This window comes from Corynebacterium sp. MSK204, from assembly GCF_030229885.1.
Classification (GTDB): domain Bacteria; phylum Actinomycetota; class Actinomycetes; order Mycobacteriales; family Mycobacteriaceae; genus Corynebacterium.
Genome location: NZ_JASPGQ010000002.1, coordinates 105,523 through 131,286, shown reverse-complemented (window position 1 = coordinate 131,286; position 25,764 = coordinate 105,523). Strand labels below are relative to the sequence as shown.

21 protein-coding genes and 1 tRNA gene are annotated in these 25,764 nt (G+C 59.8%); 10 read left to right on the top strand and 12 right to left on the bottom strand.

All coding sequences use genetic code 11. The features are described 5' to 3' along the window. The first annotated feature begins 5 nt into the window (after window positions 1–5). The 3 genes from modA to QP908_RS01890 are packed head-to-tail and all read left to right on the top strand — an operon-like array spanning window position 6 to window position 3,291. Window positions 6–767, top strand: coding sequence for a molybdate ABC transporter substrate-binding protein (gene modA, locus QP908_RS01900; protein WP_239267784.1), 762 nt, complete (start codon window positions 6–8; stop codon window positions 765–767). 3 nt (window positions 768–770) lie between these two features. Then, the gene (locus tag QP908_RS01895) at window positions 771–2,627 is read left to right on the top strand and encodes an ATP-binding cassette domain-containing protein (RefSeq protein WP_239267786.1); all 1,857 of its coding nucleotides are present in this window, start codon (window positions 771–773) and stop codon (window positions 2,625–2,627) included. Window positions 2,628–2,631: 4 nt separating this feature from the next. Beyond that, window positions 2,632–3,291, top strand: coding sequence for a helix-turn-helix transcriptional regulator (locus tag QP908_RS01890; RefSeq protein ID WP_239267788.1), 660 nt, complete (start codon window positions 2,632–2,634; stop codon window positions 3,289–3,291). Here QP908_RS01890 and thrB read toward each other — a convergent pair. The 4 genes from thrB to argS form a co-directional block, all read right to left on the bottom strand. Then, on the bottom strand, window positions 3,278–4,207 hold the full coding sequence (thrB, locus tag QP908_RS01885) for a homoserine kinase (RefSeq protein ID WP_239267790.1): 930 nt from the start codon (window positions 4,205–4,207) through the stop codon (window positions 3,278–3,280). The two genes, QP908_RS01890 and thrB, sit on opposite strands and share 14 nt — an antisense overlap. Window positions 4,208–4,230: 23 nt before the next feature. Next, a complete protein-coding gene (locus tag QP908_RS01880; protein ID WP_239267792.1) occupies window positions 4,231–5,574 on the bottom strand; it encodes a homoserine dehydrogenase in 1,344 nt (447 codons plus the stop codon). 178 nt (window positions 5,575–5,752) lie between these two features. After that, the gene (lysA, locus tag QP908_RS01875) at window positions 5,753–7,090 is read right to left on the bottom strand and encodes a diaminopimelate decarboxylase (RefSeq protein ID WP_239267794.1); all 1,338 of its coding nucleotides are present in this window, start codon (window positions 7,088–7,090) and stop codon (window positions 5,753–5,755) included. Further along, on the bottom strand, window positions 7,091–8,743 hold the full coding sequence (gene argS, locus QP908_RS01870; protein ID WP_239267796.1) for an arginine--tRNA ligase: 1,653 nt from the start codon (window positions 8,741–8,743) through the stop codon (window positions 7,091–7,093). A gap of 224 nt (window positions 8,744–8,967) precedes the next feature. Here argS and QP908_RS01865 point away from each other — a divergent pair, with 224 nt between their 5' ends. From QP908_RS01865 to QP908_RS01845, 5 genes are all read left to right on the top strand, one after another. Then, window positions 8,968–9,753: a (Fe-S)-binding protein gene (locus QP908_RS01865; protein WP_239267798.1), complete on the top strand. Its 786-nt coding sequence runs from the start codon at window positions 8,968–8,970 to the stop codon at window positions 9,751–9,753. Then, the gene (locus QP908_RS01860) at window positions 9,753–11,258 is read left to right on the top strand and encodes a lactate utilization protein B (protein WP_284771526.1); all 1,506 of its coding nucleotides are present in this window, start codon (window positions 9,753–9,755) and stop codon (window positions 11,256–11,258) included. The genes QP908_RS01865 and QP908_RS01860 overlap by 1 nt, the downstream gene beginning before the upstream one ends. Continuing rightward, complete coding sequence (locus QP908_RS01855) at window positions 11,255–11,875, top strand: LutC/YkgG family protein (protein ID WP_284771525.1); 621 nt, start codon at window positions 11,255–11,257, stop codon at window positions 11,873–11,875. Before QP908_RS01860 ends, QP908_RS01855 begins: the two co-directional genes overlap by 4 nt. Window positions 11,876–11,986: 111 nt before the next feature. Continuing rightward, window positions 11,987–13,543 carry an alpha/beta fold hydrolase gene (locus QP908_RS01850; RefSeq protein WP_239267804.1) on the top strand — a complete coding sequence of 519 codons (1,557 nt, stop codon included), beginning with the start codon at window positions 11,987–11,989 and terminating at the stop codon, window positions 13,541–13,543. A 53-nt stretch (window positions 13,544–13,596) separates the two neighbouring features. Next, a tRNA-Arg gene (locus QP908_RS01845) sits at window positions 13,597–13,670 on the top strand. Between the two features lie 595 nt (window positions 13,671–14,265). On the opposite strand, the gene QP908_RS01840 is transcribed toward QP908_RS01845, so the two are convergent. Then, entirely contained in the window at window positions 14,266–14,715 is a 450-nt protein-coding gene (locus QP908_RS01840; RefSeq protein WP_239267806.1) for a Panacea domain-containing protein, read from the bottom strand. Window positions 14,716–14,912: 197 nt separating this feature from the next. Between QP908_RS01840 and QP908_RS01835 the strand changes: the two genes are divergently transcribed. Next, entirely contained in the window at window positions 14,913–15,812 is a 900-nt protein-coding gene (locus tag QP908_RS01835; RefSeq protein WP_239267808.1) for an ABC transporter ATP-binding protein, read from the top strand. 18 nt (window positions 15,813–15,830) lie between these two features. Then, a complete protein-coding gene (locus QP908_RS01830; protein WP_284771524.1) occupies window positions 15,831–16,985 on the top strand; it encodes an ABC transporter permease in 1,155 nt (384 codons plus the stop codon). Between the two features lie 56 nt (window positions 16,986–17,041). Here QP908_RS01830 and QP908_RS01825 read toward each other — a convergent pair whose 3' ends face one another. From QP908_RS01825 to QP908_RS01795, 7 genes are all read right to left on the bottom strand, one after another. Then, window positions 17,042–17,245, bottom strand: coding sequence for a hypothetical protein (locus tag QP908_RS01825; protein ID WP_023017763.1), 204 nt, complete (start codon window positions 17,243–17,245; stop codon window positions 17,042–17,044). A 72-nt stretch (window positions 17,246–17,317) separates the two neighbouring features. Next, window positions 17,318–17,638, bottom strand: coding sequence for a molecular chaperone GrpE (locus tag QP908_RS01820; protein ID WP_239267812.1), 321 nt, complete (start codon window positions 17,636–17,638; stop codon window positions 17,318–17,320). After that, window positions 17,625–18,131, bottom strand: coding sequence for a MarR family winged helix-turn-helix transcriptional regulator (locus QP908_RS01815; RefSeq protein ID WP_239267814.1), 507 nt, complete (start codon window positions 18,129–18,131; stop codon window positions 17,625–17,627). Before QP908_RS01815 ends, QP908_RS01820 begins: the two co-directional genes overlap by 14 nt. Window positions 18,132–18,136: 5 nt before the next feature. After that, on the bottom strand, window positions 18,137–20,722 hold the full coding sequence (locus tag QP908_RS01810; protein ID WP_239267816.1) for an AAA family ATPase: 2,586 nt from the start codon (window positions 20,720–20,722) through the stop codon (window positions 18,137–18,139). A 5-nt stretch (window positions 20,723–20,727) separates the two neighbouring features. Then, window positions 20,728–21,843: a metallophosphoesterase family protein gene (locus QP908_RS01805; protein ID WP_239267818.1), complete on the bottom strand. Its 1,116-nt coding sequence runs from the start codon at window positions 21,841–21,843 to the stop codon at window positions 20,728–20,730. Between the two features lie 2 nt (window positions 21,844–21,845). Then, entirely contained in the window at window positions 21,846–22,667 is an 822-nt protein-coding gene (locus tag QP908_RS01800; protein WP_239275312.1) for an SWIM zinc finger family protein, read from the bottom strand. A 4-nt stretch (window positions 22,668–22,671) separates the two neighbouring features. Then, a complete protein-coding gene (locus QP908_RS01795; RefSeq protein ID WP_502868853.1) occupies window positions 22,672–25,689 on the bottom strand; it encodes a DEAD/DEAH box helicase in 3,018 nt (1,005 codons plus the stop codon). Between the last annotated feature and the right edge of the window lie 75 nt (window positions 25,690–25,764).

Sequence of the window (25,764 nt, the reverse complement as noted above, 5' to 3'; positions counted from 1 at the left end):
TCACTATGAATAAGAAATTTGCCGCAGCCGCCGTTGCTGCGACCGGCTTGGCGCTCTCCGCCTGCTCTCCCGATACCTCCACCACCTCCGATGCAGAGCAGACCAGCTTGAACCTCTTGGCTGCATCATCCACCCGCGTCATCAACGACGAACTAGAAAAGCGCGCTTCCGAGCTCGACACCCCGGTTGACCTCGAGTTCCAAAATGGCGGCTCTTCTGACTTGGTCAATAAGCTGAGCGAGGGCGCTCCTGCGGACCTGCTGCTTACCGCGTCCAAAAAGACCATGGACAAGGCAATCAATGACGGAACTGTGAAGGACCCGAAGGTGCTTGCCACCAACGTCATGGTGATGGTCGTACCGAAGGGCAACCCGGGCAATATCCACTCCATCGAGGATCTGCAGAACGAAGACCGCTTCGTCATCTGTGACCCGCAGGTTCCCTGCGGCGATATCTCTTCCCAGATCATCGAAGAAAACGACCTGGACGTAAAGCCCGCCTCCCAGGAGCAGCAGGTCGCTGACGTTTTGGGCAAAGTCGTCTCCGGTGAGGCCAATGCCGGCTGGGTCTACTCCACCGACGCCGCGGCCGCTGGCGATGATGTAGAGGTCATCGAGATCCCGGATGCTGATAAGTTTGCCAACCAGATCCTGGGCGCAGTCTCCGCCGAGGCTGAGCACCCAGAAGAGGCACAAAAGGTCCTCGACCTGTTGGCCGATGACTTTGATAAGACCTGGGAAGAGTACGGCTTTAACCCAGCAGATTAATCAATGACCCCTCCCCAGCCCATTCGCCTTCAGTCTCCCCTCGTTATCGGCCTTATCGGCCTCATCGCGGTCGTTGTTATCCTCGTTCCCGTAGCCTCGCTGGGTCTGCGCGTACCGTGGGACCGCATCGGCGAATACCTCGCCAAACCGGAAATTTGGGACATGCTCAAGCTGTCCTTCACCGCGGCATTCCAATCAATGCTGCTGGCGATGGTACTGGGGACCGGTCTTGCCTTATGGGTCCAACAGCTTGGCCGGGGCAGCGGCGTTATCCGCCTATTCATCTATTTGCCCCTGGCCATGCCACCCGTCGTGGGCGGTTTGGCGCTGACCGCCGCCATTGGCCGCCGGGGCTATTTGTCCCCGCTTCTTGACGCCATCGACTTCCATTTTGCTTTTGCTTTCCCGGGCGTCATCGCCGCGCAGTGCTTCGTCGCCTTGCCCTTCGTCGTGGTGGCGGTCGATTCCGCCCTGCGCCAATTGGATCAGGAGATTTTGGCCTCTGCCGCCAGCATAGGCCTTTCCCGCTGGGAGGTACTGCGCAAAATCACCATCCCCTCCATCGCCCCTGCCTTGGCCACCGGCGCCGGCCTTGCCTTTGCCCGGTCCCTCGGCGAGTTCGGCACCACGCTGACCTTCGCGGGCTCCCAGCCGGGCGTGACCCGCACGATGCCGCTCGGCATTTACTTGGAGCGCGAGGTCGATACCGATGGCGCCTACGTGCTCTCCGCCATCCTCATCGCGATGGCGATTGTCTGCCTCGCCCTCGCCGGGCTGCCCTCGCTCCTCCAGCATTCCTATCAGGCGCAGGCCCGCGAGCTGCACAGCATGGACTACGAGAAACTCCGCGCCCTGACCGCCCCGGATAATGCCCCTGCCCTATCCGTCACGGCGGATGGGGAGACGACTGAATTTACTCCGCGCGCGATCACCACCATCGTCGGTTCCAATGGATCGGGCAAAACCACGCTGATGAGCCGCATCGCCGGGCGTCTGACCGGCGCGGAGATTAGCGCCAACCAGGATGACATCGTCCTGCTGACCCAGCGCCCCGGCCTGCCGCCGCAGGCTACCGCCAACCAAGCCATCGCGATGGTCACCCGCGATAAGCAGCGCGCCACGCAGTTGCTGGAGGCTGCGGGCTTGCGTGAGCTTAACGATGTCCCCGTGCCAGCCCTTTCCGGCGGCCAAGCCGCCCAAGTCGCCTTCGTCCGCGCGCTCGCCGCGCGGCCCGCCATCCTGATTCTAGATGAGCCCTTGGCGGCCATCGACGTGGAATCCGCCAGCAAGTGGCGCCGCTTCCTGCGCGCCACCCGCCGCGACCGGACCACGCTGCTGGTGACCCATAATGCGCTGGATATTGCTGGGCTTGCCGATGACATGGTGGTCATGAATTCCGGCAACGTCATCGCCCACGGCTCGGCTGCGGATTTACTCGATGTCCCGCCCACCGGCTTCGTGGCTTCCATCGCCGGGCTCAACCGCGTAGAAGGTACCGTCAAAGCCGCCACCGCTACCGAGACCATCGTCTCTTGCGGGAGCACAACCATCACCGGTGACGCGAGCGATCTCCGCGCCGGCGATAAGGTAGTGGTCACGTTTAAGCCAAGCGACATGCACCTTACCTCTGAAGCCTCTACCGGGGTCAATCACTGGTCTACCAAGGTCATCGCGGTGGAAGCGGCCAGCATGGCGGGTGCCCGGCTGAGCCTGGATATGGGCGGACACACCATTACCGTGCCGGTCAGTAGGCAGACGGCTTTAGGCATTGATACAGGAAATACCGTATCCTATAGCGTGGCTAAAGATAAGATTTCTGTTAATCAAGCCCCTCATCAGCACCCAGAGATACGAAGTTAATCGCATGCCCAATTCGCTCCCACGCCCCAGCTCCGACCTTTTCCCAGAAGCGCTCAAGCTATCTCCTAAGCAGCGCGAGGTGCTCACGCAGCTGCAGCATTATTCGCGAGGAGCCCGTGCAGCGGAGGTAGCAAAAGATTTAGGCATGCACGTCAATACCGCGCGCGGGCACATCGATGAGCTCATTCAGGTTGGCGCCATCACCGCCGTTCCAGAACGCAGCTCTGGGCGCGGGCGCCCTTCCCTGGTGTACCAGGCCCGCGTGCCGGATAACCGTGCCATCGCAGAGGAATACGTCAGCCTCATTAGCGTGCTGACCTCCATGCTCGCGGGCAAGGAAGAGCTCGATGATTTCTCTTCCCCACAGGCCCGGGAATTGGGGCGGCAATGGGCGCGCGCTACGGGCGCGGATATCCAGAGCGGCGCGCTCGATACCCTCTTTGCCACCCTGCGCGATATGGGGTTTGATCCTTCGCAGGGCGCGGATCCTTCCGAAATCGAGCTGAATGCCTGCCCGTTCGTCTCCTCCGGGACCACGCCGAGCCCCTTTGTCTGCGCCATACACGCTGGCTTTTTGCAAGAAGCCAGCGGCACGGACACGGACATTGCCTTAACCCCGATGCAGCGCCCCGAGGTCTGCCAGATCGAGATTAAGCCTGTGTAACTTCCACGCGGACTGGGCCCGCGACCTTGAGATCGAAGACGCGCAGGCCCTGCTCGCGGGCATCATCAAGAATGCTCTCGTCGATGTCCTCCGTGTGCAGCACCATCACCGTCGGCCCCGCCCCAGAAAGATAGGCGGCGTACCCGCGGTTGCGCAGGCGGTTCACCCACTCCGCGGTCACGGGGAGCACGTCTGCGCGATACGGCTGGTGCAAGCGGTCGCGGGTGCCTTCCCACAGTAATTCCGGGTAATTCTGCAATGCGGCTACCTGGACGGCGGTGCGGGAGACGTTAAAGGCGGCATCGGAATGCGTCACGTGCGAGGGCAGCACGCGGCGCACCGCCTGGGTGGAGGCGTGGGAATCCGGCACCAACGCGGTCGCCCGGATATCGGGATGCACGTTGATGGTAGCGGCCTTGTATTCCGGCAAGGAGCGGCCATCGACGGGCACCGTCGTCCACGAGACCACGGCGCTGCCCAGCACCGAGGCCGCGGCATTATCCGGGTGTCCCTCAAACGCCGAGGACAATTGCACCAGCTGTTTTTGGATCAGCGGGCTGCCTGCCAACGCATTGCCCGCGGCCACGCCGGCGACCGCCGTGGAGGCAGAAGAGCCCAAGCCGCGCGATTGGGGAATCGTATTATGCGATACCACGCGCAGCCCTGGCACCGTGGCTTCGGCGGCAGATAGTGCGGACCGGATGGCCTTGACCATCAGGTGCGATCCATCGCGTGGGAGCTCTTCTGCCCCCTCGCCAAAAATCTCCACCTCGAGGCCGGAGGGAATGACCTCCACCTCGGCGGTGTCGTACATGCTCAGTGACATGCCGAGGGTGTCATATCCCGGTCCCAAATTCGCCGTGGAGGCGGGGACGGTGACTATCGCTTTGGTGCCGACTTCAACTTCGATGCTCATGGTGACTAATATATCGAACCGATTTAGCTGCCCAGGCGGATGACCGAGTGAACGGCCTTGACCTCATCGAGCTCGCCCAAGGCGGAGACGATGTTTTCCAGGGTTGCTTCCTTGGCGGCGTGGGTGACCACGATAAGGCGCGCGGTGTCCTCGCCGTCTTCTTGGCGCACGGTGCGCAGGGATACCCCATGCTGTGCGAAGAGCGCCGAAATGGCTTCCAAGACGCCGGCGCGGTCCTGGACTTCCATATCGATGTGGAAGCGGGTATCGACCTCGCCAAAGTCTGCAATGGGCAGGTTGGCGTAGGTATTCTCGCCAGGCGCGCGACCGCCGTGCACGATATTGCGGGCGGCACCGACGACATCGCCAAGCACTGCCGAGGCAGTAGGGTTGCCGCCGGCACCATTGCCGTAGAACATGAGCGACCCGGCGGCTTCAGCCTCGACGAAGATGGCGTTATAGGACTCACTGACAGAAGCCAGCGGGTGATCCTTAGCCACCAGGGTCGGGTGCACGCGCGCGTTGACCACTTCGGATCCATCCTCGCGGCGGAGGCGCTCACAAATGGCCAGCAGCTTGATGGAATAGCCGGCATCGTTTGCCGCGGCGATATCGTCTGCAGTGATATCGGTAATGCCCTCGCAGTGCACGTCCTCGAACTTCACGCGGGTGTGGAAGCCGATGGAGGCCATGATGGCGGCCTTCGATGCTGCGTCGTGGCCCTCCACGTCCGCGGTGGGATCCGCCTCGGCATAGCCCAAGCGGGTAGCTTCCGCCAGGGCTTCGTCATAGGTGGCGCCGGTGGACTCCATGGCATCCAGGATGTAGTTGGTCGTGCCGTTGACGATGCCGGAAATGCGCTCGATTTGGTCGCCCGCCAGGGAGCGGCGCAGCATACCCACAACCGGAATGGCGGCGGCCACGGCGGCCTCAAAGTAGAGGTCAACCCCGGAGCGTTCCGCAGCCTCGGCCAATTCATCAGCATGCGCGGCAACGAGCGCCTTATTAGCCGTCACCACAGACTTGCCGGAATTAAGCGCGGTCAAAACCAGCTCGCGCGGGAAATCGATACCGCCGATAACCTCCACCACCATGTCGATATCATCGCGGGAGATCAGGGCCTTGGCATCATCAGTCAGCAGCTCATTAGGCACGCCCGGGCGCAGCTTGTTCTTGTTCTGGATTGCGATGCCGCGGATCTCTGCCGGCCCGCCGATGCGGTGAGCAAAGGCATCCGCATTTTCATCTAAGAGGCGGAAGACTTCCGCGCCCACGGTGCCGAATCCAAGCAGTGCAATGCCAACGGTTTCGCCTTCGCCCTTGCCGGTACGCGAATGTAGCTGTAGCTCACTGTTTGAAGCATCCATAGTCCGTCTCCATGTTGGTTTAGTGGTGGAAAATGTCCCCCGCTTTACGCGGCTACAGGACACTATACAGAACGAGCTGTCTATATTGCGACATGCGGGGGATAATATTCGTTCAGCTACAGAAAACCCCCGCCGCACGGGCCGAATGCGGCACCTGCTTAACGGGGGTAGTACTGACTTAATCCACTTCCAAGGACAAGAGGTCCTCGATGGTTTCGCGCCGCAGCATGGGTTTGGTATTTCCCACGCGCGTTGCCACCACAGCCGGGCGCACCGCGCCGTTATACCGAGACGACATCATGTACTGATACCCACCGGTGGCCGCGAAGGCGAGCAAGTCCCCCGACTGGATATCATTGGGCAATTCGCCTTCTTCTAGCAAGATATCGCCGGATTCGCAGTGGAAGCCCACGATGCGCGAGGGCACCATCTCACCATCGCTAAAGCGGTTCACCAGGCGCACATCGTATTCGGAACCATAGAGCGCGGGGCGGATATTATCGGACATTCCCCCGTCGATGGAAATATAACGGCGCACCGGCAAATCGGCCTTGCCGGTTTCCACGTCCTTGACCGTGCCCACGCGGTAGACGGTCACGGCAGAACCCGCCACCAAGGAGCGACCCGGCTCCACGAGGAGGAACGGCGCCTTAATGTCGAGTTCTTCCGCGGTTTGGTCCACAGCTCGCAGCATGTCCTTTGCCACGCGGTCAATATCCAGCGCTTCCTCATAGGGCATATATGGAATACCAAAGCCGCCGCCCAAATCCAGCTCGGCAAGGTCAACGCCCAGCTCGGTGTGGATTTGGCGGTAGAGCTCCAGCACGCGCTCGGCGGCGAGCTTAAAGCCCTCAGCATTAAAGACCTGGGAGCCCACGTGGCAGTGCAGTCCGCTCAAGTGGAGGTTATCCACCTCGAGGCAGCGCTTCGCGGCAGCAAAAGCCGCACCCGTGGCCAGGGAAATACCGAATTTCTGGTCCTCGTGCGAGGTGGCCACGAACTCGTGGGTATGCGCGTCCACGCCCGGCTTGACGCGAATCATCACCGGCTGCACCACGCCCGCCTCACCGGCGATACGGTTGAGCTCTTCGAGCTCCTGCTCATTATCGATGACCACGTGGCCCACGCCCGCATCCACGCACAGGCGCAGGTATTCCTCGTCCTTATTATTGCCGTGCGCGGTAATGCGCGCGGCTGGGAACTCTGCGGCGAGCGCAATCTTTAATTCATTGAGCGCGGCAGCATCGAGGCACAGGCCCTCTTCATTGACCCACTGCACTACCTTTTTGGAAATGAACGCCTTGGAAGCATAGTGCACGTGATCCGGCCCGCCGAAGGCACGCGCCATATCTTGGCACCGCGAGCGGAAGTCGTCCTCATCGAAGACGTAGAGCGGAGTCTGGAATTCCTCTGCCAAATCCGGCAAGGGCACTTCCGCCACGGTAACGACGCCGTCCTCTTGGCGGCTCACGTTCCGCGGCCACACGTGCGCGGGTAGCTCGTTGAAATCAGCCATTTACATCTTCTCCGGTGCGCTCACGCCCACCATGGTCAAGGCATTGGACAGGACGACGCGGGATGCTTCCGCCAATGCGAGGCGTGCGCTGTGAATGGGCTGCTCTTCCTCCCCCGCCTTGGGCAGGACCTGGCAGGTGTCGTAAAAACGGTGGAACACGCCCGCCAGCTCTTCGGCATAGCGCGCCACTCGGTGCGGCTCGCGCAGTTCCGCGGCATCTGCCACCACGGCGGGAAACTCGCCGAGGGTGCGGATAAGGTCGCCTTCGCGCTCATGCTCCAGCAGCGACAGGTCCGCACCTTCGGAACTAACTCCCAGCTCCGCTGCCTTGCGCCCGATCGAGCACAACCGCGCGTGTCCGTATTGCACGTAGTAGACCGGATTATCCGAGGACTGCGACTCCCACAGGCCCAGATCGATATCGATCGACTGATCCACAGAAGATCGCACCAGCGAATACCGCGATGCATCGACGCCGATGGCGGCGACCAGATCCTCAATGGTGATCACAGTGCCCGCGCGCTTGGACATGCGCACCGGCTTGCCATCGCGCAACAGGTTGACCATCTGACCAATGAGCACCTCCACGCCATCGGCGTCATAGCCCAAGGCAGCTGCCGCCGCCTTCAAGCGCGGGACATAACCGTGGTGGTCAGCGCCCAGCATATAGATATTGAGGTCATGGCCACGGTCGAATTTATCGGCCACATAGGCGATATCGCCGGCGATGTACGCGGCATTGCCGTCCGATTTCACCACGACGCGATCCTTAGAATCGCCATAGTCGGTCGATTTCAGCCACCACGCGTTGTCCGCCTCATAAAGGTGACCTTCAGACTTCAGGGTCTCAAGCGCCTTGTCCACCGCCCCAGATTCGAACAGTGAATTTTCGTGGAAGTAGACATCAAAGTCCACGCCAAATTCATGCAGGGACTGCTTAATCTGGGCAAACATCATCTCTACGCCATCGGCGCGGAAGGCCTCCTGCACCTGCGCAGCATCGCCCTCGAGCGCGTTGGGGTTCTTTTCCACAACCGCGTTTGCGATGTCGCGAATATAATCTCCGCCGTAGCCGTCCTCCGGCGTGGGCTCGCCTTTAGCTGCGGCAACAAGGGAGCGCGAGAAGCGATCGATCTGGCCGCCGTGATCATTGAAGTAGTACTCGCGGGTGACTTCTGCACCGGAAGCCGTGAGTACCCTGCCTAGCGAATCGCCGACGGCGGCCCACCGCGTCCCGCCCAGGTGAATCGGGCCCGTGGGGTTGGCAGACACAAATTCCAGGTTAATCTTCTTGCCTGCAAAGGAGTCATTCGAACCGTAGTCCGCGCCTGCCTGCAGAATCTGGGCGACAATCTCACCCTGGGCAGCGGCGGCTAAGCGGATATTAATAAATCCAGGCCCGGCAATATCGGCTTCCGCAATGGCATCGTGCTGGGCTAATTTTTGCGCTAACCAGCCACCAAATTCGCGCGGATTCGCGCCGGCTTTCTTGGCCACCTGCAGTGCAAGGTTGGTGGCGTAGTCACCGTGTTCTGGGTTGCGGGGGCGCTCTACCGTGACAGATTCCGGCAATACGGACGCGTCTAGGTCATGTTCTGCCATGACCTCGGTGGCGGATTCTTTAACTAAGGTGGCCAAATCAGCTGGAGTCATGTGGCAAGAGTCTAGTTCACTGCCCCGACACGTGCGAAAAGAAGCACTGGCTAACATTTCCGCGGGCGGAGATCACTCATTTAATAGACCTCTTAGGCAAACCTATATTGCGATATATATTACAAAATATATGCTGGTAGAACGTGATTCACACTACATTCCACGCAGTGAATGTGTAGTGTTAATGACACCTCCATGACTTAAAAACTAATAAGGAGCACCGTATGCGCATTGCGCTTTTTTCTACTTGCATTGGTGACACCCTTTTCCCGGACGTCCAAAAGGCGACGGCATTGGTTCTCTCCCGGTTAGGTCACGAAGTTGTCCTTCCGGAGGAGCAAACCTGCTGCGGCCAGATGCACATCAACACCGGCTACCAAAAGGAAACTCTGGGGATGATCCGCTCTTATGCGGATGCCTTCGCAGATCCTTCCATTGACTACGTCGTGGCCGCCTCCGGTTCCTGCGTTGCAGCAGTTCGCGACCGCCACGAAAGCATTGCCGACCGCTTCGGCACTTCCGCCGATGTCGATGGCGCGCAGAAGACCGCGGGAAAGACCTACGATCTCACGGAATTTTTGGTCGATATTGAAGGCGTGACCAACGTCGGCGCTTTCTTCCCACACCGAGTGACCTACCACTCAGCCTGCCACGGCCTGCGCTTCCTTAAGCTGGAAGACCGCCCCTACAAGCTTTTGCAAGAAGTCGAGGGCATCGACTTGGCACCACTAGCCAATAGCGAAGAGTGCTGCGGCTTCGGCGGCACGTTTGCCCTGAAGAATGCAGAGGTGTCCCAGGCAATGGTCTCCGATAAAACCCGCCACATTAAAGACACCCAAGCCGAGTACGTTACCGCTGGTGACTCGTCCTGCCTGATGAATATCGGCGGCGCGCTCCACCGCCAGCGCTCCGGCATTCGCGCCCTACACATGGCAGAGATTTTGGCCTCCACGAAGGAACACCCGTGGCAGCCAAACTCCGCCGCTTACTCCAAGGAGACGATGCTCTAATGACCTCTTTCCTCGACACCACCCCACCACGCGCCCCTGAAGGCTACGGCAACCTGCGCGGCAGCAAGGCCTTCGTCCCGCTCGCGCACGTCGGGCTGAATAACGCTACCCAGCGTCATAACCTGCAGCACGCGACCACCACCATCCGCCAAAAGCGCGCTAACACCGTGCAGGAAGTGGATGACTGGGAGCTGCTCCGCAACGCCGGCTCTGCCCTCAAAGAGGACGTCGCAGCCCGCATGCCGGAATTGCTCGAGCAATTTGAGAAGGCCGTGTCTGACCGCGGCGGCATCGTCCACTGGGCACGCGATGCCAAGGAAGCCAACGAGATCATTGAAGGTCTCATCCGCGAAACGGGCGAAACCGACGTAGTCAAGGTTAAGTCCATGGCTACCCAGGAAATCGGCTTGAACGAGCACCTCGAAGACGCCGGAATCCACGCCCAGGAAACCGACTTGGCAGAGCTCATCGTCCAGCTTGGTGACGATATGCCATCGCACATTCTGGTGCCCGCAATTCACCGAAACCGCGCGGAAATTCGCGATATCTTCGTCGATAAAATGCCCAATACGGACGACTCGCTGAAGGCCGAGCCCGCCGAGTTGGCCGAGGCATCCCGCCAGTTCCTGCGCCAGCAATTCATGAAGGCCAAGGTCGCCATCTCCGGCGCCAACTTTGGTGTGGCAGAAACCGGCACCGTCAACGTTGTCGAATCTGAGGGCAATGGCCGCATGTGCGTGACGTTGCCGGAAACGCTGATTACCGTCATGGGCATCGAAAAGCTCGTGCCTACCTTCCAGGACCTGGAAGTCTTCCTGCAGCTGCTGCCTCGTTCCTCCACCGCGGAGCGCATGAACCCCTATACCTCCATGTGGTCCGGTGTGACGGAGGGCGATGGCCCGCAGAACTTCCACATCGTCTTGCTGGATAATGGGCGCACCGCAGCACTGTCTTCGCCCGTTGGTCACCAGGCGCTAAAGTGCATCCGTTGCTCGGCCTGCCTCAATGTCTGCCCAGTCTACGAGCGCGCCGGCGGACACGCCTATGGCTCCGTGTACCCGGGCCCCATCGGTATCTCGCTGACTCCGCAGCTTACCGGCATGAAGGACCACAACGATCCATCAGCAAGCCTGCCGTATGCTTGCTCGCTGTGCGGGCGCTGCGATGACGTGTGCCCGGTGAAGATTCCGCTTTCTGATGTCATCGTGGAAAACCGCCATCAGAAGGTCACCCACGCTGCCTCGCCGATCGAGCCGAAGCTGTTCAAGACGGTGCAGCTGCTCTGGGACAACCCGAAGATGTGGGATAAGGTCACCCACCTCGTGGCACTTGGCCGCGTGATGGGCGGATTCAACGGCACCATCGAGTCGCTGCCGCTATTTATGTCCGGTTGGTCCGATGGCCGCGATACCGCGATTCCGCCGAAGAAATCCTTCCGCCAATGGTTCGACTCCGATGAAGGCAAAGAGCTGCTGGCTAATGCCCGTAAGGAGGCCACCAAGTGAGCGCAAAGCAAGACATCCTAAACCGCATTCGTTCGGCGCAGAAACAGGCTGGGCTCCCAGATCACGTCGATGTGCCGCGCGAATACCAGCGCGAAGGCACGCTGAATGATGATGAACTGCGCGAAATTCTGGTCGATCGCCTCGAGGATTACAAGGCAGAAGTCCACGTCACGGAGGAACGCGATCTGAAAAAGACGCTGGATACCATCGTCCACGACCGCAACTGCACCGACATCCGCTACGCCCCAGGCATGAATGCCGATTTTTTTGATGGCCTTCCTGCCCGCCCGGACGACGAAGACGCGGATCCGCGCGAGCTTGACGATGCCGATGCCGTCGTCACCGAGTCCCTCGTGTCCTCCGCACAGACCGGCACCATTGTGTTGCAGTCCGATTCCCGCTGCGGCCGCCGCGCCCTGACGCTGGTACCGGACCGTCACATCTGTATCGTCCGCCGCGACGAGATTGTCTACGGTATCCCCGAGGTCATTTCCCGGATGAACCCTGACGAGCCCGCAACGTGGATTTCTGGCCCTTCCGCGACCTCCGATATCGAGCTCTCGCGCGTCGAAGGCGTGCACGGCCCGCGCGATCTGATCGTGATTATTGTGAAGTAGCGTGGCTAGGGTGCCGAGTTAGGGCACCCGTCACGTGGAAATTCCTGCCACGAACCTGAAAGAAGCATAAGCTAACTCTGACAAACGTTATAGGAGTCGGAGCTTTAGCTTATGCTTTCTTTTTCTCGAAAAATCTCTACCGTAGTGTGCGCTAGCGCCCTCGCGCTGGGCGTGGCAGCCCCCACCGCCGCGGCGACGGAGCCGGACATCACCTGGGAGGATTGCCCCGAACAGGTCAACCTCAATGGCGCCGAGTGCGGCCGGGTAGAGGTGCCTACCTACTACGATAACCCCGCGGCCGGCACCATTAGCGTCGGGTTCGTTCGCGTGCCCGCGGCACAACCAGATGCGCGCCGCGGCGCGCTCTTTACCAACCCAGGTGGCCCAGGCGGCGACGCTTATTCTTGGGCTGGAAACGATGCCGTCGAATGGCCCGAGGAAATTCGCAACGAGTGGGATCTGATCGGCGTCCAGCCGCGCGGCCTGCCCGGTTCCACCCCGGTGGACTGCGCTACCACCCCGAACTTCAATCCCATCGAGGCCACCACCCAGATTGGCAAGGCTACTCGTGACGCCTGCGAGCAGAATACCCCTGGCTATACCAACTCTTTAACCACCGCCAATACCGCCCAAGACTGGGAGATGGTGCGCCAAGCGCTGGGCGAGGACGTCATTGACATCGCCGGTGTTTCCTACGGCACCTACCTTGGTTCCGCCTACGCCACCAAGTATCCGCAGCACACCGGCAAGGTGCTGCTCGATTCCGGCATGAGCCCCCAGTTGGCGTGGAACGGCATCTTCGCCTCGCAGCAGCAGGGTTATGAGAATGCGCTGCACGATCTGTTCCAGTTCATTGCGGATAATGACGCCACCTATCACTTAGGCACTACCCCACTTCAGGTCTATGAAAAGTGGTCGCAGAAAGTCGCCATGGAAGCCGGTGCCCGTCCCACCGTATTGCCACCGGATGCGAAAATCGGCGACCTTCCCCCAGGGCTCGAGTTCGCCGGCCAGCCGGGCGCGGACATCATGACCGCCACGGGTGAGCTGCGCGTACAGGCGGAATTCCTCGCCAACAAGGCGCTTAACCCACAAGCGGACCAGCGCGCCTCAATCACCTTGGGTAAGACCCGCGAGGTCGTTCCTATGCCCGCGCACTGGGATGAGTTTGCCAAGTACTTAAACGGCAGCACGCCCCTCGAGGTCGTCGATGACCCGGAGCTTGCCCGCGCGGTGCAACAGCAAACTATCCAGATGATGAATATGCAAAACCTCATCGTCTGCAACGAGAACACCGTCGCCGGCAACCCGTGGCTCTTCCCCACTTATCTATGGTCCAACTTTGTCACCGGCGATATTTTCTCCCTGGTTAATTCCATGTATGGATCTGGCGCCGGGTGCGGCGGCCGCGGACCCGTTACAGGCGGGGCTCCACTCGATGGCTCGCACCTTGCCACCAAACCGCTGCAAATCCAAGGTACGGGCGATCCGCAGACCCCGTACCAGTATCACGAGGCACTCTCCCAGCCCATGCAATCGCGCGTCGTCACCGTCCACGGCCCCGGCCACGGGCACTTTGCGCTGGGTAATAAGGCCGTCGATGAGATTGGCGTGCACTATCTGCGCACCGGTGAGGTAACCACCGCAGACGCACCGGGCCTGATTTAGTTCCGCGGCTGCCGATGCGCTAGAATCACATCGTTGGGAATTTTCCCAGCGATGTCTCCGTAGCTCAGCGGATTAGAGCATCGGTTTCCGGTACCGAAGGTCGCAGGTTCGATCCCTGTCGGGGACACAAAATTTTTAGCCCCTCGCTTTTGCCAGCGAGGGGTTTCACTATGCGCCCCGTTTTCGGATTATGTAGCCACCGAGGGTTCAGGAAGGACCAATCATCCCGAACGCCGAACGAAAATTGTGAGACGGGCTGGGTCTAGCAAGGTCAAAGTCGCGGGCTCCGCTTTAATGTGAGTAAAGATCCCCATATTTAGTCTCTATCCATAGAACATAGAAAATTCCACCGTCTTTCCAGCCAACGAATGGAAGGTTTTCTTGGTGTCGGAACACGCGGAATTTGGTTAGCTCTTGGAACTGCCTAGGGATTTGAGCTTTGATTTCCTTTTTCGGGATAAATTCTGAGCCGAGGCCGTGCCTGTGGTGATTAACAAACTCTGTCCAAGAAATTAGTGACCGTTTGTGCCATTTGTCGAGGAATTCTCTGCGCATTCTATCGGTCATTTGCCCGAACCCCCATCCGCTCTGCAAAAACCTAGTGGACAGGAGTGGGTATTCGTTTGATGCTGCTCTTATGGCACTCAAGACGCTTGTATCGGCACCACTTTGGCTCTTTGAGGCAGGCCGAGTGCTACGTCTCTTACTTTTCTTTCCCATATCTAGTCGAAGTACTCTTTGAGGTCTGCATCAGAAACCTCGAGCCCCCGTTCTTCTTCAACGAAGTTTTTCTTCCAAGGCGACTCCGTGTGGGTTTTATTACGTAAAGCCCATGCGGAATAGGGCCCGTACTTATTCCATACTTCAATCAAGGTATCTTCCACAGGCCGGTAATCGTCCCAGTTGAAGTCATCAGAAATAAACGTATCGGGGTCGATGGGGCTCTTACCGTACTTTTTAAGCTCGTGGTAGATGTCTACAACGACAGGTCCGTGGGCCCATGCTTCCATCCGTTCATTGAAGAGAGGAACCCCTCCGGAGGCTGGCATGTAAAACCCCTTTGCATAGTAGAGGAGCTTTTGAAGTTTCAGTGGTGTCAGCTCGGCTTCTTCGGTTTCTTCAGCCCAAGCTACGAGCCATTCTGCGATTTGGCGGGCAGTGAATTGCTTCATTGTGCACCCCCTTCCTGCATGTTCTTAACGTTACAGCACCTAGATAGCACTTTCTATTCCTACCTACTCAGCAGGGGCTTGACCCATGCAACCTGGCTTTCGATGGATTCCATTGTCAAACTATTAGGCTTATGAAATACTAAGGTACTTAGAACCACGACAGTTATGCAGTATAGGCGCGACATGGAGGAGACCCCTTGCCCACCTTAGAAATCGACCATCTCAATAAATCTTTTGGCAGTGTTCGCGCGCTGCAGGATATGACCTTTAACGTGCAGGAGGGCGAGATCTTCGGTTTCGTCGGTTCCAATGGCGCGGGCAAGTCCACCACCATGCGCATCGCGCTGGGCGTGCTCGCGAAAGACTCCGGCGAGGTTTATTTCGATGGCTCCCCCATTAATGACGATAATCGCCGCCGCATTGGCTATATGCCCGAAGAGCGTGGACTCTACGGCAAGGAACCGCTGCTTAGCCAGCTGACTTTTCTGGGCACCCTGCATGGCATGAGCAAGCAGGCCGCCCAGAAATCCGGCACGGAGCTACTGGAACAGTTGGGGCTGGGTGAGCGCCAGGACGACAAGCTGGATGATTTATCCTTGGGCAACCAGCAGCGCGTGCAGCTGGCCGCGTCCCTCATTCACGATCCGGATATGTTGATTCTGGATGAGCCCTTTTCCGGCTTGGACCCCGTCGCCGTCAATGTCATGTCTGACATGCTGCGCGAGCGCGCCGCCCGCGGGGTGCCGGTCATCTTTTCCTCCCACCAACTGGACTTGGTGCAGCGCCTGTGCGACCACGTGGGCATCGTCACGCAAGGCCGCATGGTGGCAGAGGGCACGGTAGATGAGCTGCGCACCCAAGGGGCCTCGCGCTATGCGGTGGAAACCCCTGCCCGCGGTTGGTATCCGGAGGGCACCCACCTAGTAGAGGAAACGGACCAGGGCGTAGTGCTCGAAGCCGATGACGGCACCGATGACCAAGCCATCTTGCGCGCTGCCATGGCCGCTGGCCCCGTCCACTCCTTCGGCCTCAAGGTCCCAGACCTTACCGAGCTATTCCAAGACGTCGTCACCAGCACCACCACCGAGGAGGCCTAGCCCTTGCAGTATTCGGCAATGAAGACCATAGGGACCGTCGCCAAGCGCGAGATGGCGGTTGCCCTTAAGACCAAATCCGTTGTCATCATGATGCTGCTGCTTATCATTGGTGCCATCGCCACCCCTATCATCATTGACTTGCTGTCCGGTGGTGACGATGAACCAGATTCCGTCGCCGTGGTGGGCCTGGAGGCAGACGCATTCGCTGATTCCGGACTGGAGACGCAGGCCGCAGATGACCGGGATAGCGCGGTGCAGCTTATCGATGACGGCGACGTCGACGCCGCCCTCGTGCCCGCCGACGACGAGGGGTGGGAGCTTTTGGCCAACGGCACCGTCTCCACCACGATCTCCACCACGGTCAATCAAGTGGTCGCGGCGCAGGCGCAGGCAGAGGCACTAGATACGCTGAATATTGATGCCCAAGACCTTGCCGACGCCACCCCATCGACCAAGGTGACCGCGGTAGATCTGGAAACAGATGAGGCCTCCGAAGAACAGATGGGCAATGTTGCCATCGTCCTTATCGCCGCCATCGTGGTGGTCTTTTCCATCATGACCTTCGCAGGGCTCATCGGCGGCCGCGTTACCGAAGAGAAGTCTTCGCGCGTGGTCGAAATAATCCTTTCCACGGTGCGCCCGGTGGATTTCTTGGCAGGCAAGGTCATTGGCAATACCATCATCGGGCTGCTCGGCACCTTCCTCATCTTGGCCGGCGGCGTGGCTTCCCTGGCATTTACTGGCGCAGCAAGCGAAATCCAGCTCGACTATGGTCTAATCGCTGCCCTGCTCGTCGGGGAAATCCTCGGTCTCTTATTCTTCGGCAGCCTCTATGCCGCAGCCGGCTCCATGGTGCAGCGCACCGAGGATCTGCAATCGACGCAGATGCCCATCCTGCTCATCGTCTTTGCCACCATGTATGTCCCCATGTTTGGCTGGACCAACTTGGATGCCACCTGGATGCAGGTCATCGGCTGGGTGCCGCCGGTCTCCATGTTGGTCGCTCCCCTCCAAGTTGCTGGCGGCAATATGAGCTGGCTGGGCTTGGCGGGAAGCTATGCGGTCCTCGCTGTAGTTACCGCGCTGATCCTCATCGTTGTCGCGCGCATCTACCGCCGTGCCATCTTGAATAACGGCAAGAAGATGACCTGGCGCCAGGTGCTCAAGAAATAAAAATAAATCCGGCCTCCCACTTTCCAAGGGAGGCCGGATTTTTCTATTGCGCCGAATTACTCAACGATGAATTCGTTGGTGATCGGCTGGGTGATATCCAGGGTGCCGTGCTCGATGTAGTACATGCCAAAGAACATGGCGCCGAGCAGCACTACGGACAGCAGCATGCAGGGAATCCACTGGACAAAAACGGAAACCCAGCCCTCGGATTGCTGGCGGGCCGCTGCCTCGCGTTGTTCTTGAGCCTCGCGCTCGTTCATAATGATAAAACCTCTCACTTCACCGAAGATTAACTAAAAGTATCTTAACAGTTTATGGTCTCCGCGGTGGCATTAGATCCCCGGATCTTCATCATTTAATAAAGCCTCGAGGAATGCCTCGCGGTCCGCGAACATTTTCTCGATATCCTCTTCCGCGCCCACGATCCAGGCATTGGCATCCTCATCAAAGGTCACCGCGGAATCGGGATAGGTTTCCAGGGCTTCCTCCATCGCAGCAAGCTGATCGGCATCGGCACGGTCCTCAGCAAAAGCCTCTGGATCGCCAATACGCTGGCCCAGCTCACCCAAGGCCGTCAAGCCATACGTTTTATGCTGCTTTTTCGGGTACTCGAAAAGTTCTTGGCCCATCATGGCGGTATTATTTTCCTCCATTCAATAAAGAATCCGGGACGAATCCCGAATAGCCGGGGATATTATTGACCTGCAATACCCCATGGAAAAAGCGCTTGAGCGCGGGAACGTCATCCTCGTGGAGGTGGTCGAAGACCAACCGCCGGACGGATTCCACGTGCTCGGGGGCCGCGCGCTCGAGGTGGTGGAGCCCAGCCTCCGTGATGTGCACGTTGACCCCGCGGCCATCATCGGTGGTCTTTTCCTTGACCAAGAGCCCGCGCTTTTCCATGCGCGTGACCTGGTGGGAGGCGCGCGAGCGATCCCAGGCCAGTTCCGTGCACAGGTCGCGCAGGCGCAGGTGCTGATCTGGGGCTTCCGAAAGGGATGCCAAGACCGCGAATTCCGAGACGGAAATCTCCCCGCCCGCCTTAAGGGTCTCGTCCATGCCCCTATCTATCTTGCGGGTCGCAGCCAATAATAGGCGCCATAGCTCCTGTTCATCATCGTTTAACCAGCGGGTTTGTTCAGACATAAGGACTAGATTACCCCCTTCAGCATGGCGATGTCGCGCTCGCTGCGCCCGAGCACCCGCGAATAGCGCTGCGGCATGCAGGTAAAGACCAAAACCTGGTTCTCGCGGCCCACCTGTGAGAACAAGGTGGACATGAGTTGCAGGCGGTGGGCGTCGGTGGAGCCTAGCGCATCATCGACGATGACCGGCACGGTTTCCTCCCCCGCCACCAAGCGCGCGATGGCAAAGCGGGTAAGGATGGCCAGCTGCTCGCGCGCGCCGCCAGACAGGCTGGTCATGGCCACCGTTTCATTATCGCGGGTGCGCGCGGTAACAGAGAGATCGTCCGCCAATTCAAAGCTGATATCCCCGCCGTAAATAGTGCGGGCCAGCTGGGCGAGCGCCGCCACGAAGGGCTCGGCATAGCGCTGGCGCGCGGCATCGCGGTGCTTGAGCAGCAACTCGCGCAGGTAGCGTGCCGCCAGCGCGCGCTTTTCCACGCTTTCTAGCACCGCCTGCGCCATTTCTGCTTCCGCTTGCGCCTGCTGCTCGCGCTCTGCCGCGCCGGAGTGATAATTAATTTCACTCGACAGCTTGCCCAGCTCCACCTTGGTATCTTGCACCTGGTTCTGCAGGTACTCTAGGTGCGATTGCGCACCCTCCACCAAGCTCTGAGCGGTGGCCAGGTCCACGGCCTCCATCTCAGATAGCTGTTCCTGCAGCCGGGTCACCAGCGCACCCAACCGCTCCGCTTCTTCTGCCAAGCCGGCATCGGAAGTTTTCTCCCGCGCTTCGGCCAGCTCGCGCTCGGCGCGCTCGGCCTTCTCGTTGGCGGCCTCAAGCTCGGCTTCTAAGCGCACCACGTCGTGGGCGATGCGGCTATCGCGGAAGGGAATAAGCTCGCGGTCGAGGGCATCGACAAGCTCGCGCGCCTCTTCCTCCGCCTCCTCCGCAGCGGATAAATCCTTGGCAGGGGCATCATCGAGGCCGGCGACCTTCTCCTTGAGCGCCGCGTGTTGGGCGCGCAGTTCACCTAAATCATCCGGCCCCAACTCGCTTTCGAGCTTGCGCGTTGCCACATCCAAGGCGGCATTCTGCTCGCTGTGCGCCTCGTGCAGGTTCTCTGCGGCGGCGATGGATTCCACGCCGGTGGCATCGAAAAGCTCCTGCAAACGCGCCTCGGCCTGATCCACCTCGCGCTGGGTCTTATCGGAAGAGTACGCGCCAGCCACGAAGCGGGCGGTGATATCGCCGATGGTGATCTCGCGGCCATCGACAAGCTCAATTGCGGGCTGCTTGCCGATGTCCACCTGCGTCCCATCCACCCCAATCTCCGCGCCCTCAGGCCCGGAAAATTCCACCTTAGCGGCGGTGGCATCGTGCAGGCGCTTGGCCAGCGACAGATCGGCATCCGCCTTGCGGAGTTCCTCGACATCCGCGGCGGTCATCTCGCGCCCGCGCTGGGCTATCTCCGTTTGGGCCTTCTCCACGCCACGTACCAATTCTTCTACCTTGAGCAGGCGTTTATCCAGGCGCTTAAAGGTCTCCTTGTCCTGATACGCCCGCGCCTGTTTGAGCGTTGCGCGCGCGGTGGCGTAGTCCTCCTTCGCGGTGGACAGTTTCTTTTCCACCGCTTCTTTCTTCTCGTTTTCCTCTGCGGCCTTCTCGCGGGCGGCCGCGAGCTTATCCGAGGCGCTCGCCTGCGCCGTGCCAGCGGCCTCGAGCGCCTCTGCCATCTCCCGGCGCTGGGTTTGCGCATCCTTCGCGCGTTGGAAATCCTCCTTGGCGCGGGTGAGCTCGGCCTTGTGTGCATCCACCTGGTGCTGGGCCTTCACGGCCTCGTCCGCGGCGGACTGTTTCTCTGCGAGATCCTTGCGGGCAGCGGGAAGCTGCGCTTCCGCCTCTTCTTGCTGGTGTTCCAGGTGCTCGTAGCGCTCCACCACGGAATCGAGCCCGCGCACCGCAGCGGTTGCTTCCTCCAGCTCTTGCTCGGCACGCTCCAAGGTCTCCTGGGCCTTCTTGTATTCGCCAGCCGGTTTGCCCCACCTTGCTCCGTAGTAGCGCTTATATTCCCTATCTACCTTGCCCAAAAGTTGGGAGTCGTCGCCGGATACCTCGTCTTCAGCCAAGCCGGACTCCTGCTCGAGGGCCTGCGTCAACGTGGGAATGCCCGCTGCGGAGATGGCGTCATTGGAGTCATCCTGGCGCATAAAGAGGACATCGAGAAGCTGGCGGTCCAGGTTCTCGCTTAAGATCTGATCCAGCTCATCATCGGCCTGGCGGCCGGTATACTGCGCGTGGCGCGGGGACGAGATGGCCAATTCACTGTACTTCTTCTTCAGCCAGCGCTTGGCAATGCGAAAGCGGTACTCCCCCACTGATATATCCGCGATGACCTCCGGTGAAACGTCCTTGCCTACCGGCTGCAAGTCCTTTGTAGCTTTCGTCCATGTGTGTTTTTCCGTCAGCACCACATCGAGGGCCTCCACGATGGTGGACTTACCGGCCTCGTTCTCGCCGTGGATGACCACCACCCCGGTTTCTGGAAGGTCATCTAAAACCAGGTGCTCGATGCCGCGAACATTTTTAATCTCTAAGCTGTGGATGCGCATGTGGTTTATCCTTCCAGGCGAAATAGCAGGTTGGCGGCGTCGCGGGCCACCGGATCCTCGCGGTTATCCAGCAGCTCCTGCAGGGCGTCGGCGGCATAGCCGGAAATATCCAGGTTGGCTAGTTCGTCTTCGCTCGGTTCCAAGAACAGGTACATGGTCCGCTCGCGCGGGCGCAGCGAGGCGAAGACCGCCTCCAACTCATCCAGCCCGCGCTGCAGCCGGGCGTGCGCCGCAATACCGAGGGTCCCCTGCAGGCTGTATTTAATCGCCGTGCGCACCTTATCCGGGTACTCCTCCAGGCTGCGCAGGAAGCGCTCGACGTCCTCGGTGGAATTGACGGAGGCATCGAGGGCTTCAAAAGTCCAGCGCCCGATGCTGCGCTTATCGATGTCTATGTCCTCCCCCTCAATCCTTACCACCAGCGCATTCCCGGAATCGGCCTCGCCGCCACCGGTGGAACATTCCTTAAAGTCCGTAGTCTCCGGGCTGCCAGAGAACCAGACGCGGCCGGTCTTTCCCAGGCTGGCCGTCGAGTGGGTATCGCCCAGCGCCAAGTAATCGATCACCCCGCGCTCCAAGCACTGCTCTACGAATTCCAGGTCGATGGTATCGGCATCTCCCCCGCTAGAGCGCGAATCCACCTGGCCATGGCCCACGGCAATTCGGATTCCTTCCGTGGGTTCAAGCGGCTCCAACGCCTGGCGCACCAAATCGTGGTTGGCGCGCTTAGACAGGTACGGCGCGCCCACCAATTCCACGCCCTTGCCCACCTCGATGGGCTCTGAATCCGCGATGACGTGCACATTATCTGCGCTGGTACGATAAAATACCGAGTCCGCGACCAGCGGATCGTGGTTTCCCGGCAGCACATATACAGGCACGGGCAAGCGCTTAAACATCTCGGTGGCACGCGCCAAGATTTCCCGGGAGAGCGCATTGTGTTCAAATACATCGCCCGCAACGACGATGAACTGCGCGCCAACCTCCTCCGCGAGCTGGCCTAGGTGCATGATGGCGGACTCGCGGTCATCGTTGAAACGACCTTGCGCCTCCCCCTTTAAGAACCAGCGGGTCATTCCCAGTTGGAAGTCGGACGTGTGGATAAAGGTCGTTGCAGTCATAATCAGTGCGTTAAGTGGTAGTAGAGGTCTTCAATATCGGACACGGCGCGCAAGAGATCAATATTGGTATGCGATACGGCTCGAAGGGCCTTGCGCAAGAGGTCAGGATCGGAATCTTCCAATGCTGGGGCCACCTTGGGGTGCGGCAGCTTAGGCATCTCGCGGCCATTCCAGAACACGTCGTTCTTTTCTTCCGCGGATAAATCGCTGGCGCCAAAGCTTTCACGGGAGATCTGCTGCGATTGCTCCATGACGGCCTTTTCCAAACGCGCAAAATCCAGCCCGCGCATATTGAAAATCACGGCTGGATCCGCATCCGCGCGGGTGGCGAGCCTATCTCCCACCGCCACAATGTGCTTGCAGGTATAGGCGGAATCCGGGCACGTGCAGGATAGACGCAGTTCTTCGGCCTCGCTGGCAAAAAGCGTATCCAGCGCTTCCTCAGATAACAGGCCCTTGCGCGCATTCGCTACGGAATTAGGGGTGCGCGCGAATTGGCCGGCGAGTGCCGCAATATCGTCATTATCGCGGTACGGCAGCTGAATGAGTATGGAAAAAGGCTCGTTTTGGGAACCAGCCACGCGCCCATGGATGGCACCATTGCGGATCTCCAAACCAACGACGTGACCGCCTTCGGCGTACTGGCGCCCGCGGCTAATCCGCCCCCGGTCCGCATCATAGCTGGTAAAGGACGAAATCCGGGCGGCGGTCTTGGACAGCAGCCGCCCGCTGCGGTCGACATGGTTGACCTCGTCCGGGGTACTCACGCGCTTGCGGGTACCAAAGTTCGCGTAGATGACATTGTCATCGCCCTTAACGGCCATCCGCTTACTCCTTTCCCCGGTAACTCATGAGCTCTGCCAGCTGGTCCGGCTCCAGTTCCGTGAGCCAGCCCTCGCCTTCGCCGACGACGGCGCCAGCCAGCTGCGTCTTGCCATCCAAGATGTCTTGGATGGATTCTTCCAACGTGCCAGCCGTAATCATCTTATACACCTGCACGTTGCGGCGCTGACCAATGCGAAAGGCGCGGTCCGTGGCCTGGTTTTCCACCGCGGGGTTCCACCAGCGGTCCATGTGCACCACGATGGACGCCGCGGTTAGGTTCAGGCCCGTGCCGCCTGCCTTGAGCGAAAGGATCATCGCCTGTGGGCCATCATCGGCCTGGAAGTCCTCCACCATCTGGTCGCGCTTATTCTTGGTCACCCCGCCGTGCAGGAAGGGAATCTCGTGGCCCAGTTGCCCGCTCAGGTAGGGCTGCAAGATATCACCGAAGGCCTTGTACTGGGTAAAGATCAGCAGGCGCTCGCCGGATTCGGTGGCGGCATCGACAATCCGCACCAGCTCCTTCACCTTGCCCGAGCGGTGCTTGCCCTTGATAACCACCGGCGAATCGTCTCCCAAATAATGCGCCGGGTGATTGCAGATCTGCTTAATGCGCGTCAGGGAGGCCAAGACGATCCCGCGCTTGCTGATGCCCGTAGCATCCTCCAAGCTCTTCTTCACCTCATTGACCAGCGCCTTATACAAAGCCGCCTGCTCTGTAGTCATGGATACCGTAAGAATCTGCTCGGACTTTTCCGGCAGGTCATCGATGATATTGGGATCGGTCTTGACGCGGCGCAGGATAAGAGGTGCGGTCAGCGCGCGCAGGCGCTCGGACATCTCCTCATCATTATTGCGCTCGATGGCCTTGGCAAAATGATTGCGGAAAAAGGACGCCGTGCCCAAAATGCCTGGGTTGCAAAAGTCCAAGATGGACCGCATCTCGGACAGGCGGTTTTCTACCGGCGTACCGGTCAGCGCCACGCGGTGTTCAGACGGCAGCGATCGCACCGCCTTGGAGGAACGCGTGGCCGAGTTCTTAATGGCCTGCGCTTCATCAAGGACCACCCGCTGCCAGGACACCTCACCCAAGAGGTTGAAATCCCGGCTCACGGTGCCATAGGTAGTAATGACGAGATCTGCTTTTCCTGCGGCCTCGAGGAACTTCTCCCCGCTCGGCCGTCCCGCGCCGTGTTGCACCATGACCTCGAAATCCGGCACGAAGCGACGGGCCTCGCGAGCCCAGTTGCCCACCACGGAGGTGGGTGCGACGACCAAGGTAGGCCCGGTCTGTTCACCGCGTTCCTTCTCCACCGCCAAAAGGGACAGTAGTTGGAGTGTTTTGCCGAGCCCCATGTCATCGGCAAGCACGGCACCAATATTATTGCGCGACATCCAATACAGCCAGTCCACGCCAGTGCGCTGATACTCGCGCAGCTCCGCGTGGACGGCCTCCGGAATGTCCACGCGCTTCGGCGCAACCGTATCCATGCCGCCGAGCAACGCGGTATGCCACGTGCTGCCAGTAAATTCGATGGGCTCCTGAGCCATCGACTCGAGCGCCAGCTCCCGCAGCTCCGCCACCGTGACCTGGTGCTCGCTCTTCTCGTTGAACTCTGCTCGGCGACGCTCGACCTCTGCCATGAGCTGCTGCCAGCCCGGCTCACCTAGCTTCTTGGCCATCTCCGCCGAGGCCGCCAGCTGCTCGAGCTCCTTCTTGGCGCGCTCGCGGGACTTATCCGCCAGCTCCTCCATATAAAAAGAAACCTTGGACACGACCTGGGTATCGGCCATGACCCACTTGCCGCGCAGCTGAATGAGCCCGGACTTGGAATTGACCAGCTCATTCATCTCGGATTCGGTAAGTTCCACATCGCCCACGGACATGCGCCAGTTATAGTCCACCAGCTGGTTCATACCGATGTGCTTCTTTGTCGCGGCCTCTGCCGGATCCCGTGCCTCGCGGGTTTCTAGCTTGGCCTTCGTATCCATCTGCGCCCACGATTTGGGCAGCATGACGGTAATGCCCCGCCTCTTCAGCTCGGGTACCTCGTGCGCAATAAACTGCGTGAGCTGTTCCGTGTCCAGGTAGACGTCCCAATCGCCGTCGCCTGGCTGGGGCATTTGCGTGCTCTGGCCCAGGCTCGGCGCCGCGTGCAGGGCCTTGCGGTGGTTTTCGCGCAGCTTCTCGATGCTCGCCCGATCCAGCTCCTCCGCCAACACCGGCCGCGGCGAATCCGTTCCCGAGCGCACCCGCACCCGAATCGGCCACGCTGCATCCTCGGGGTCCTGTTCTTCAGGCTCCTCCACGATGTAGACGAGTTGGAGTTCCACCTGGTAAATGGAATTTTTCCATTCATTGAGCGCGCGCAGTAGTTGCGCGCGGCCGCGGCGAATGGGCGACGTCGTCAGTAGTGCACGGGCGAAGTCGTGCCACGGCATTGACCGGGGTTCATTGAGCAGCGGCTGCAATTCCCGGTTGGCAATCCAATGCGTCAGTTCATCCGCTAGGTCATCTGAAAGGGCTCTATTATTTATATGGAGAATCCCGGGTGCCGCGGCCATCATCTCTGCGAGCCAACCGCGCTCGCCCAAACCTGAGGCCAACTGCCACATGGGGAACCACTCGTTGGCCTGGTAGGCCAGCCGGAACGTCACCCTGCCCGCGCGGACAAACTTGCTCAGGCCGCTATATGCGTGAATGAGCCAGTGCAGATCCGGCGCAATTGATGCCGGTGGATGATGATCCAGGTATTCCAGCTGGGCTAGGGCTTCTACCGCTTCTTCCGGGGCAAACATGGCCATGGGCACCATGAGCGAGACGTCCTTACCCTTTGGCGTCCGTAGTGATACTCGCGCCCGGTTCCGGAATGATTTCTTAGCCAAGATGGCATCAATAGCCTGCGGAAACGTCCCTTCTGGCACGGCCGAAGGCATAACAATCTTGTGCCCTTCTACCTGCTCAATCCATAGACCAAGCCCCGAGACCGGCAGCCAAAGGCCATGCACAAGGTAAGAAGCCATAGCCGCCAGCATAGCAGCCCGGCAAAGTTTTGTTACAAGCTCGTTATATTCACGTCTTTACGCAGTTAAACGGTG